Origin of the sequence: Aphanizomenon sp. UHCC 0183 (assembly GCF_009712065.1) — a bacterium.
In the GTDB taxonomy this organism is placed as follows: domain Bacteria; phylum Cyanobacteriota; class Cyanobacteriia; order Cyanobacteriales; family Nostocaceae; genus Dolichospermum; species Dolichospermum heterosporum.
Genome location: NZ_VILC01000085.1, coordinates 25986 through 36733 on the forward strand (window position 1 = coordinate 25986; position 10748 = coordinate 36733).

A 10748-nucleotide genomic window follows, 5' to 3' on the forward strand; every position below is an offset into this window, starting at 1 on the left:
AAATGTCTGGCTATGTCTAGTATGTCATGGTAAATTACGTCCTATCTCTAACTCCTGACTCCTGAACTTCTAGCGCTCATAGACAACTTTTTCAGCAAACCCTACTTATGGTTGCTTCTAAGTAGTGAGACAGAATTAATTACACAATGTTATTGCATTAGCGAAGCGTGGCTTTAGCCATATGGAATGAAGTGAAATGAAGCAATTCCAAGGGTTGTGATTGCTTCCCTTCGCTCGCAATGACTGTAAATGTTTAAGAATGTAAGGGTTTAAATGTCATGAGACCTTAAAATTAGAATTGCTGAACTCAAAAGCCATACATAGCATTTCCTAATCATATCGAGTACATTATAGCCCCCTCCTTGCTTGCGGAGAGGAAGTTGGAGGTGGGGTGTTTGAACTTCGCTGAATTAAAAACCGCTATACAACAATTCTGAGATAAATATGCTTGTTTTTGTTGCCAATGTGGGTAATATACAACAACATGAAGTGCATACTAAAAGTAAATATTAGCAGAAGGAAAAATATGAGAATTTTAGTGACAGGCGGCGCTGGTTTTATTGGCTCTCATCTGATTGACCGATTAATGAATGATGGTCATGAAGTCATTTGTTTGGACAATTTCTATACAGGAAAGAAACATAATCTCCTCCAATGGTTAGATAATCCTAACTTTGAACTGATCCGTCATGATATCACCGAATCAATTCGGTTAGAAGTGGATCAGGTTTATCATCTGGCTTGTCCAGCGTCCCCTGTGCATTACCAGTATAACCCCATTAAAACTGTTAAAACTAACGTCATTGGTACACTCAATATGTTAGGTTTAGCTAAACGGGTTAAAGCCAGATTTTTATTAGCTTCTACAAGCGAAGTTTACGGAGATCCAGAAATTCATCCCCAGACTGAAGATTATCGAGGCAGCGTCAATCCCATTGGCATTCGCTCATGTTATGACGAAGGCAAAAGAATGGCTGAAACCCTGGCATTTGACTACTACAGAGAGAATAGAGTCGAGATTCGCGTCGCCAGGATATTCAACACTTATGGACCGAGAATGTTGGAAAATGATGGGCGCGTAGTCAGCAATTTCGTGGCGCAAGCATTACGAGGTATGCCTTTAACTGTTTATGGCGAAGGTCAACAAACCCGGAGCTTTTGTTACGTTTCTGACCTAGTAAATGGGCTAATGCGATTAATGAATGGTGAACATACAGGACCCATAAATCTGGGTAATCCTGATGAATATACCATTTTAGAACTAGCTCAGGCTGTACAAAACCTGATTAACCCAGATGCAGAAATTAAATTTGAATCCCTACCTGCTGATGATCCCCGTCGTCGTCGTCCCGATATCACCAAGGCACAGACTTTGTTAGATTGGGAACCCACCATTCCTCTGCAAGATGGTTTAAAACTGATGATTGAAGATTTCCGTCAACGTTTCCAACAGGTTTAAGTAGGTGGGCGTTGAAAATTGTCGTTATGGCAACTTCGCTCAGTAACCAGAGGCAAGATTGAAGAGGGTTTGGGCGATTTTACATTTCTTTACACAGTTTGGTTTTATTGTGTTCACCTACTTAGCATTACGCCTTACCTAAAGGATCACCAATCATTGATTCACAACTGACAACTGACAACTGACAACTGACAACTATAAAAAACAGGGGTTTTAAAAATGCGTGTTTGCGTAATTGGTACTGGTTATGTTGGTTTAGTAACTGGTGCTTGTCTGGCTCATATTGGCCATAATGTAATTTGCATAGATAATAACGAGGAAAAGGTAAAATTAATGAAGTCTGGGCAGTCACCGATTTTTGAGCCAGGACTTTCGGAAATTATGCAGTCTGCTATTAATAGTGGCAATATTCAATTTTCTAGTGATCTCGCGGCTGGTGTTAATCATGGAGAAATCCTGTTTATTGCTGTGGGAACTCCTCCTTTGCCCAATGGTGAAAGTGATACTCGCTACGTAGAAGCGGTAGCTCGTGGTATTGGTGAAAATCTCAATGGTGGTTATAAGGTCATTGTTAACAAATCTACTGTTCCTATTGGTTCTGGCGACTGGGTAAGAATGATTGTTGTGGATGGGATTGCGGAACGTCAGAAAACATTATTGGCATCTGGTGATACAACTAGTGAGGAGAAATTATCGGAGATTGCTCACCAGTTTGATGTAGTCAGTAATCCAGAGTTTCTGAGGGAAGGTTCAGCAGTTTATGATACCTTTAACCCTGATCGGATTGTCTTAGGTGGTAATAGTCAACAAGCCACAGGCATGATGAAAGAATTATATGCACCAATCATAGAACGCAAATTTGCGGCTAATCAGTCTTTACCTTCCGTTCCAGTGTTAGTAACAGACCTCAGTTCCGCAGAAATGATCAAATATGCGGCTAATGCCTTTTTAGCCACCAAGATTAGTTTTATTAATGAAGTTGCTAATATATGCGATCGCGTCGGTGCGGATGTTACCCAAGTAGCAAAAGGCATCGGTTTAGATTCCCGCATTGGTAGCAAGTTCTTACAAGCTGGTATTGGTTGGGGTGGTTCATGTTTCCCCAAAGATGTTTCCGCCCTCATTCACACCGCTGATGATTATGGCTATGAAGCCCAACTCATGAAAGCTGCTGTCAGTGTTAACGAACGTCAACGCCTCATCGCCCTAGAAAAACTCCAACAAGCTTTAAAAATCCTCAAAGGTAAAACTGTGGGACTACTCGGTTTAACCTTCAAACCAGATACAGACGATTTACGGGACGCACCGGCACTCATGTTGATTGAACAACTCAACCGACTGGGGGCAAAAGTCAAGGCTTACGACCCCATTATTTCTCAAACAGGAATGCGTCATGGTCTTTCTGGTGTGTTAGTAGAAACCGACGCGGAAAGACTAGCAGATGGCTGTGATGCTTTGGTACTTGTCACTGAATGGCAACAGTTCAGCACTTTGGACTATGGGAAAATGGCAAAATTGATGAACCACGCGGTCATGATTGATGGTCGTAATTTTCTTGACCGTCAAGCAATGGTAAAAGCTGGATTCCAGTATGTGGGTGTGGGGAGGTAGGGGAGGTAGGGGAGGTAGGGGGGGTGGGGGAGGTAGGGGAGGTAGGGGAAGTAGGGGAAGTAGGGGAGAAATTTCATTCTTCATTCTTCATTCTTCATTCTTCATTCTTCATTCTTCATTCTTCATTCTTCATTCTTCATTCTTCATTCTTCTGACTGGGCGCAGGCCCTGCGCCCCTACATCTTGACTTCTGCTATAAAAATTAAATTGCCGCCCAGGGTCAACTAGGCGGCGTTAATTTTTTCAATTTTAGAATTGTTAAGAACTGTGAGGAATTCTTTCTATTTCTGCATAACCACTAAAAATCAATCTTTGACCTTCTGTTTCTAAACGATTTAGTCGCATTTTTACCCCATCTAAATCAAAGCGATCTAAATCAACCATATTATCCAAAATTTCTACCAATGCCACACTTAAAGTCTGGGAAATTTCTCTTTGTGCTTCTGGAACTCCCTCAAGTTCAATCTTCGGTTCTTTGAAAGAAACCCGCCTTCTTCTTTCAATCCCGACACCAATGGTCATACTTAGGGGTATGAGTTCGCCGTTGTTTAAATCAGCTTTAGCTACTAAATGCAAGCGATTTTCAGGTAATAGCTTGACCTCAACTTCGGTAAAAGAAATTGGTTCGCCACCAGATATGGCAATCAAAGTGGGTTCAGAAAGGTTAAGCAGGCGCTTTTTCACCAGTTCTGACTCAAAAGCCCGATTAATACCTTCTTCTGATAGAATCACCTGAGCTACAGCCTGGGTAGGTTGTTTGAGGGTAAGTTTACCACTTAAAACCGAGCCGAAGTCAATGGCTACAGCGTCGGTTTCAAAGGACATTTCCTCAACTGCGAAATCTTTGCGAATTACTAAGCCGCGACCGTTCATTTTAAAGCTATCAATGCTGCCTTGCAACAGTTTGCTGGAGGGATAGCAGCGCACAAAGACTTCTACCGACTCGCTCTGGGTAAACAGGTGGCGAATCGTTTGACTGGCGACTGTGTTGAGCATTCGCTCTCCCCAATCGGTGCTTTTCGTATCTGTTAAACCAGTAAGTCCGCCGAACATTAGGTTTTAGTCTCTAGAAGTTCTTTATATTTTTGTAACAAATTGTGAACAATTATGCAAGCGATCCCCTGATTTAATCTACTAATGACTTAGAACAGGATAACTGATGGTTGATTGACGATTACGTAATTTTTCTTTATTTTCTGTAATAAATAATTTAAATTACTCAAATCTAAGTCCTGGATTATCGTCGTTATGCTAAATTGGGGGTAAAAAGTGCGATGAAAGTAAGATTTATTACCAACAGTTAATTAGGGGCGAGGGCGATTTTTTCCAGATTGGGTTAATATAGGGATAGTAGTAAAACCGCCTAATTTTTCCATAATAGACTTATTACCAAGTAAATTTAAATTATGTCATCACTAAACCCCCCTCTCACAAAAGAAGATTTTATTAATTCTGGTTGTAAAGAAGTAGTTAATAGCAGTAGCCAGGATTGTTTTAGCTACTCTTTAGCCTTTTTTTCAAAACTCCAAAATGCAAAACAGACAGGAAATATTAAAAACCAAGCCGTATTTCAAATATTAGTAGATGTGAGTAGTGATGAAATCGAGCCAAGTGCAACAAAAAAATCTTTTCCTGAAATTTTTCAGCACCTCACAGATGAACACTTAAACTTTCTGGCTGAGATTTTAGATGAAGTTTCAGATCCAGAACTTAAAGCACGAATTGCTGACATTCTCTGGCTCAGGCTCGGTAACATTGATATGGCTAAGAAAGCAATTGATGCCTACTTAGAACTTACCACAGACTTAGAAAATCCTATAATGTTATTCCGCCTAGCCAAGATTGAACGGGCGCTTCGACTAGGACTGAGTATAAATGCTAACGATAAAGTCAAGAAAATTGTTGCACGTATAGAAGCAATTATTAATGATAGCAACGGAAAAGATCCTTGGGGTGTATCAACAAATCTTATGGAGCTTTTGCAAGAAAAGAAACTCCAAGAACGGCAACTCTTTGATCCCATTAAATATGCAGTTATTGCTGAAGAATGGGCAAAACAGGCAGAATTAGATCATGATTGGCATGGAGCAAGAAGGTACTGGGGAATTACGGCAGAATGGCATCACATTGGAAAAAATGTAGAAAAGGCACATACAGCAAGAATGTATACTGCTGAAACTTACAGGAAGGAAGCTGAAGATTCTTTAAATAAACATCCAACCTCTTACTTCAAAGCATCACAAGATTTAAAGAAAGCTTTTGAAGCATTTGAAAGATTAAAAAGCCAATGTGAGGAGAAAGGAGAGATAAACACTAAATTAGAAGAAATTCACAAACGTCTTCTTGAGTATCAGCAGAAGTCATCTAATGAGTTGATAGTAATTTCTTCTGAGTTGAATCTTAGTCAAAAAGAAATGGAAGTTGTGATATCAAACGTTAAAGGCAAAGAATTTCTAGAAGCAATATCAGGTCTGGCTCGTTTTGTAATTCCACGTCAAGTTTCAGTTTCATCTCAAACCGTAGAGGAAAATGGATTATCTGGGCTTTTTCCAGAAGAAAAAATAAATGAGATGGGTAAGGTTGTAGCACATCAAAGCTCTAATAACCAGGAAGAAGCTGCTAGATATCAAAAAATTTATGCTCTGGCTTTTATTGAACCAGCTAGAAAACAAATTATTTCGGAACACATAATACAAAAATCAGAAGACCACAAAATAAAAGAATCCTACTTACTTCCACTAGTTTCAAATAACCCTTTTGTCCCATCAGGAAGAGAACATTTATTTGTAAAAGGTCTTTATGCTGGATTAATCGGAGATTTTATTACTTCTACTCATATCTTAATTCCACAAATTGAAAACTCCGTTCGTTATCTACTCTCGAATCGAGGAGCGATAACTTCTGGAATTGACAACAAAAATAATGGTATTCAACAAGAAAACAATTTAAATACAACTCTTTTCCCTAGTAAATATCCACAAATTACTTCAATTTTTGATGAAGACACGCTTTTTGAGCTTCAGGGTTTATTAATAGAGAAATCCGGGTCAAATTTAAGAAATCGCATGGCTCATGGTTTAATTAATGATAATGAATTCTTTAGTCCTATTTTCTCTTACTTGTGGTGGGTAACATTGCGACTATGCTTTGGTTTAGGAATAGAAATACCTCAAGAAATTGTGGAAGAATCTAACCCTTTAGTCAAATTTGCTGGTATGTTCAAACATGATCCATTTTTTGATGAATTTGTCGAAGAAATAGCTATAAATCGGCGTAAATTAGATGAAGAAATGGTTGCGGAAGAAGCTTCTATAGAGGAGAATCATGCAGCGTGAGCATCTATATTCTTGATACTAATACCGTGACTCTTTTGCAATATGAAAATAATCAAATTATTCAACGTATTAGAGCAGTTGGTAACTCCAGCATATTTGTAACAACTATCACGCTTGAGGAACAATTAAAAGGTAGATTAGCTATTATTAATAAATGTAATAGCAATAAAAATCTACAAGGATTAGCATCTGCACATCGAAATTTAAAACTGACTCAAAATTTCTTCTGTAGTGTAAATTTATTGGAGTTTAATCAAGCAGCTTGTGAGTCTTATCAAAAATTACGACAGCAAAAAATTAACAGCGGTTCACAAGATTTAAGAATAGCTGCAATAGCTTTAGTTAATCAAGCAATTGTAGTGACTCAAAATTACAAAGATTTTATCAAAGTTCCTAATTTAAGCATTGAAGATTGGACTCTAGAATAATTCTTATAAAGCTTATTTCTATAAATAAAGACGCACAGATTCCCGACTTCTCCAAGAAGTCAGGGATCTAAATTCCTAAATTAAATCCTCAATTAAATTATAATGCTTTTCGTTGAGTCTGATAAATGTGAATTTGGTCTACTAAACCCCCAATACCAGGAATATCATAACCATAAAGTTGAAACCCCTTACCGACAGAATTAGTTAAAACTGCTGAACCCTTACCTTGATAATAAACAGGAACTGGAAGGTTAGCATGATTTCCCCAACCATATTTGATATTAGGATTAGAACCCCAAAAATGACCAGCTTTGATAGAATCAGATTCAGCGGTTAAAGCTTCTGGACCTTTTTCTTTAAGCAGTTCATAAAAGTTGGGATTTAAAGTGAGATAATGATCATGATCGGCGGTGACAATTAGTAGATTATTTTCCCAACCACCGTTATTTTTAATCCAGTCAATTGTTGTTTTTACAGCCTTATCAAAATCCAAGACTGTCCCAATCATATTATCTAAGTTATCATCATGGGCAGCCCAATCAATATCACCACCTTCTACCATTAACCAAAATCCATCTTTGTCTTTAGATAAAACTGCTAAAGCTGCTTTGGTTAAATCATCAAGTGTGGGATTTTCATTAATTTCTTTCGCAATAAAAGATTTATCGGTTTCTCCCGCAAGTAGAGGCCGAACTGTATCGGGGTTTTTTCCTTGAGAACCAAACAGGGAAAAGATACTCAAACCGGTATTACTGTAATCTCCATTAGCGGTACTCACAGGGAGATTTCCCTCTTGTCCCCTAGCTCCATATAATCCTAACAAGCGATCGCCCATATTTGGATCTAATTTAGCCGCAGTAGTCCCTAACTTATCAGCCGCATCTTTTCCCCGTTCTAAAAATGTGTAGTTATAGCGGTTTTGATTGGGGTTTTTACTCAATTCTGCATAGGTCGTTTTAGTGATATATTCAAATTTAGTTGGCGGTTCTACACCCGTAGGCAGAGGTTGACTACTCGCACCCGTGAGAGGATGACCACCACCTAAAATTACAGTTGGTTGATATATGCGGAGTTCCTGCTGGAGAATATTATCCAAAGTCGGATAATCACCATCATATTTATTGCGACGATTCACGTTTGCTGCTGCTGCACCCGGTGTAGCATGATCTACAGGAACAGAAGTGACAATCCCAGTAGATTTACCATGATCAGCCGCAGTTTTGAGAATAGTTTCTAAAGGTTTTTCAAATATATCCACAGAAATAGCATTGTTATAGCTTTTTACTCCTGTGTACAAAGTAGTCGCTGTATTGGCAGAATCAGGATAACTATGCTTGATATATTCAGGATCATTCCCAGGTGTCCAAGGATTTATTCCCCCACGTTGAGGATCATAACCCACTAAATTACCCACTGCATTAGGATTAAGATTTTTCCCCCCTCCAGATGGTTTATCGCCAGGATTAAATTGAGGTTGGAATTTAAACCCTGGTAACATCGGACTAGCGCCTGTAATTGGATTAGAGTTAGACAACGCAGAGTTACCCGTGTTGAAAACTCCATTACCAGGGGCAATGGTAGTACCATAGGTGGTAGCCAGGGCATAATGATCCAGAGTTTGAAAACTCAGTCCTTCCCCCTTACCAGAAGTGTAATTATATCCTTTAGCCATAGCCCCAGCGCGAGCCATTTCCCAGCCCATACCATCCCCAATCATCAGAATGACGTTTTTGGTTTTAGTGACAGGTGTAGCGGGGCTAGAATGGTTAGTCAGAGTGATGAATATACCAACTACAATGATCAACGCTGTAGTAAATAAACGGCGTTTAAATCGGAATTGTGAACTAGATTTAATTACCATCGGTAAAATGCCTGCTGTGGAAATTGCCCTATGATGAGAGAATATTACAAAATGATCACAAAACTTTAAATTGACTCATCATGGCGAAAATTCAGTTTGCTAGAGGTATTGAAGAAACAGTAGTTCCAGATGTCCGGTTGACAAGAGCAAAACAAGGGGAAAGTGGTACAGCCACGTTTGTGTTCACCAATCCTGACATCTTGGCACAAGATGGTACAGATGAAGTTACCGGGTTGTATTTGATTGACGAAGAAGGGGAAATCGTGATTCCTGGGGTTCAGGGTAAATTTGTCAACGGTAAACCGGAATCCTTAGAAGCGATTTATGTGATGAAGTCTAATGAAGAATGGGATCGGTTTATGCGTTTCATGAATCGTTATGCTGAACAAAATGGACTCGGATTAAGCAAATCTTAATGAGTCAGTAGGGGCGCAGGGCCTGCGCCCAGCATTGCTCAGTGGTCATTGGTCATTGGTTATTGGCTAAAACGTAAAATATCTATGGAATTTCAACCACACCCAAATACACAGCAAGTTTCTGTAACTTGTGCAGTGATTACCGTTAGCGATACCCGTTCCCCAGATACAGATAAAAGTGGTCAATTAATTAAAGAACTACTTTTAGCTGATGATCACACTGTGTCATTGTATCAGATTATCAAAGATGAGCCTAAAGAAATTCAATCCCAAATGACAGCCTTGGGCGAAGATACTCGTATCAATGCTGTGATTTTTAATGGAGGAACGGGAATTGCTCCCAGAGATACCACTTATGATGCTTTAGAAAAGCTATTAGAAAAGACTTTACCAGGATTTGGGGAATTATTTCGGTTTTTAAGTTATCAAGAAATTGGTTCTCGCGCTATGGCTTCTCGCGCTGTCGCTGGTGTTTATCAAGGCAAAATCATTTTTTCTCTTCCTGGTTCTAGTAATGCTGTGCGATTGGGGATGGAAAAGTTGATTTTACCGGAATTGGTGCATTTGGTAAAACAATTAAATTTGCAGAATTAAACATAAGTAGGTGAACACAATAAAACCAAACTGTGTAAAGAAATGTAAAATCGCCCAAACCCTCTTCACTCTTGCCTCTTGCCTCTTGCCTTTTGCCTTGCCATAACGACAATTTTCAACGCTCACCTACTTAATTGATAAATTGATCTTAGTCGTGAGGTGACAGATCCCCGACTTCTTAAAGAAGTCGGGGATCTAATTCATTTTATAATGTGAAGATGATTTTTCATCCTCAAATCTCAATGGTTCATAGACAATCAAAAAATCACATCCTGTTAATCCTTAAATCCTGGACATCCTGATATGGCTACGCCACGCTTCGCTATCAGACAAAATTTTAATTAATTAGATCATTAACAGTCATTCATCAATTTGTAAATTTTGCGGATTGTTGAGAATAAAATGATTATCTTCTTTGACTAAATCACCTATACAGTGAATTTGCAACCGTTCTTGATAAGCTTTAATAGCTAAGATATAATCCTGATTATTTAAAACTGTTTTAATTTCTTGTAATTTCTCAAACACTGCACCTAATAATGTAATTTCTCCTCTCAACTTATCAATTTCTGGAGTGGCGATTTGCATGACAACACCTTGAACAGTAAAGTTAGGATAATTGGTGATAAATTCGCTTAAAATATCAAATTGATCTCTATTTTCTACTATCTCTAATGTTTTCAAAATATCGCTAATTCTTTCAGCATAATCTCCTAAATTATGTTGGAGAGGTAACAAAATTTCATATCCATCTGCGGTGTCTTTCTCCTAACAATACCCAAAAAATTCTTTTGTCTGAATCAGGATATCCAGGATTTAAGGATGTACAGGATGGGTATTTACTGTTATTTTAACATATTAATTGTCAGAATCAGGATGTTCAGGATTTAAGGATGTACAGGATGGGTATTTACTGTTATTCTAACATATTAATTGTCAGAATCAGGATGTTCAGGATTTAAAGATGTACAGGATGGGTATTTACTGTTATTTTAACATATTAATTGTCTGAATCAGGATGTCCAGGATTTAAAGATGTACAGG

9 protein-coding genes are annotated in these 10748 nt (G+C 38.5%); 6 read left to right on the top strand and 3 right to left on the bottom strand.

Annotation, left to right across the window (positions count from 1 at the left end):
- The first annotated feature begins 526 nt into the window (after positions 1 to 526).
- Positions 527 to 1459, top strand: coding sequence for a UDP-glucuronic acid decarboxylase family protein (locus FJR37_RS21100; RefSeq protein ID WP_039199842.1), 933 nt, complete (start codon positions 527 to 529; stop codon positions 1457 to 1459).
- Positions 1460 to 1678: 219 nt separating this feature from the next.
- A complete protein-coding gene (locus FJR37_RS21105) occupies positions 1679 to 3070 on the top strand; it encodes a UDP-glucose/GDP-mannose dehydrogenase family protein (protein WP_168467036.1) in 1392 nt (463 codons plus the stop codon).
- A gap of 258 nt (positions 3071 to 3328) precedes the next feature.
- Here the strand turns inward: FJR37_RS21105 and FJR37_RS21110 are convergent, their stop codons facing one another.
- A complete protein-coding gene (locus FJR37_RS21110; protein WP_039200221.1) occupies positions 3329 to 4123 on the bottom strand; it encodes a DUF2993 domain-containing protein in 795 nt (264 codons plus the stop codon).
- Positions 4124 to 4476: 353 nt separating this feature from the next.
- Here FJR37_RS21110 and FJR37_RS21115 point away from each other — a divergent pair, with 353 nt between their 5' ends.
- Entirely contained in the window at positions 4477 to 6405 is a 1929-nt protein-coding gene (locus FJR37_RS21115) for a DUF4209 domain-containing protein (protein WP_168467037.1), read from the top strand.
- Positions 6402 to 6833, top strand: coding sequence for a type II toxin-antitoxin system VapC family toxin (locus FJR37_RS21120; RefSeq protein WP_168467038.1), 432 nt, complete (start codon positions 6402 to 6404; stop codon positions 6831 to 6833). Before FJR37_RS21115 ends, FJR37_RS21120 begins: the two co-directional genes overlap by 4 nt.
- A 97-nt stretch (positions 6834 to 6930) precedes the next feature.
- Here the strand turns inward: FJR37_RS21120 and FJR37_RS21125 are convergent, their stop codons facing one another.
- On the bottom strand, positions 6931 to 8694 hold the full coding sequence (locus FJR37_RS21125; RefSeq protein ID WP_168467039.1) for an alkaline phosphatase: 1764 nt from the start codon (positions 8692 to 8694) through the stop codon (positions 6931 to 6933).
- A gap of 80 nt (positions 8695 to 8774) precedes the next feature.
- On the opposite strand from FJR37_RS21125, the gene psb28 reads away from it, so the two are divergent.
- The gene (gene psb28 / locus FJR37_RS21130; protein WP_168467040.1) at positions 8775 to 9110 is read left to right on the top strand and encodes a photosystem II reaction center protein Psb28; all 336 of its coding nucleotides are present in this window, start codon (positions 8775 to 8777) and stop codon (positions 9108 to 9110) included.
- Between the two features lie 84 nt (positions 9111 to 9194).
- On the top strand, positions 9195 to 9704 hold the full coding sequence (locus FJR37_RS21135) for a molybdenum cofactor biosynthesis protein B (RefSeq protein WP_168467041.1): 510 nt from the start codon (positions 9195 to 9197) through the stop codon (positions 9702 to 9704).
- 360 nt (positions 9705 to 10064) lie between these two features.
- Here FJR37_RS21135 and FJR37_RS21140 read toward each other — a convergent pair whose 3' ends face one another.
- Positions 10065 to 10442 (bottom strand): hypothetical protein, encoded by a 378-nt coding sequence (locus FJR37_RS21140; protein ID WP_235334607.1) that lies wholly within the window; start codon positions 10440 to 10442, stop codon positions 10065 to 10067.
- Between the last annotated feature and the right edge of the window lie 306 nt (positions 10443 to 10748).

Bases quoted from the DNA above. Each gene is read 5' to 3' on its own strand.
- FJR37_RS21105 (WP_168467036.1), top strand. From the start codon at position 1,679: ATGCGTGTTTGCGTAATTGGTACTGGTTATGTTGGTTTAGTAACTGGT.
- FJR37_RS21115 (WP_168467037.1), top strand. From the start codon at position 4,477: ATGTCATCACTAAACCCCCCTCTCACAAAAGAAGATTTTATTAATTCT.
- FJR37_RS21110 (WP_039200221.1), bottom strand. From the start codon at position 4,123: ATGTTCGGCGGACTTACTGGTTTAACAGATACGAAAAGCACCGATTGG.
- FJR37_RS21125 (WP_168467039.1), bottom strand. From the start codon at position 8,694: ATGGTAATTAAATCTAGTTCACAATTCCGATTTAAACGCCGTTTATTT.
- psb28 (WP_168467040.1), top strand. From the start codon at position 8,775: ATGGCGAAAATTCAGTTTGCTAGAGGTATTGAAGAAACAGTAGTTCCA.
- FJR37_RS21100 (WP_039199842.1), top strand. From the start codon at position 527: ATGAGAATTTTAGTGACAGGCGGCGCTGGTTTTATTGGCTCTCATCTG.
- FJR37_RS21135 (WP_168467041.1), top strand. From the start codon at position 9,195: ATGGAATTTCAACCACACCCAAATACACAGCAAGTTTCTGTAACTTGT.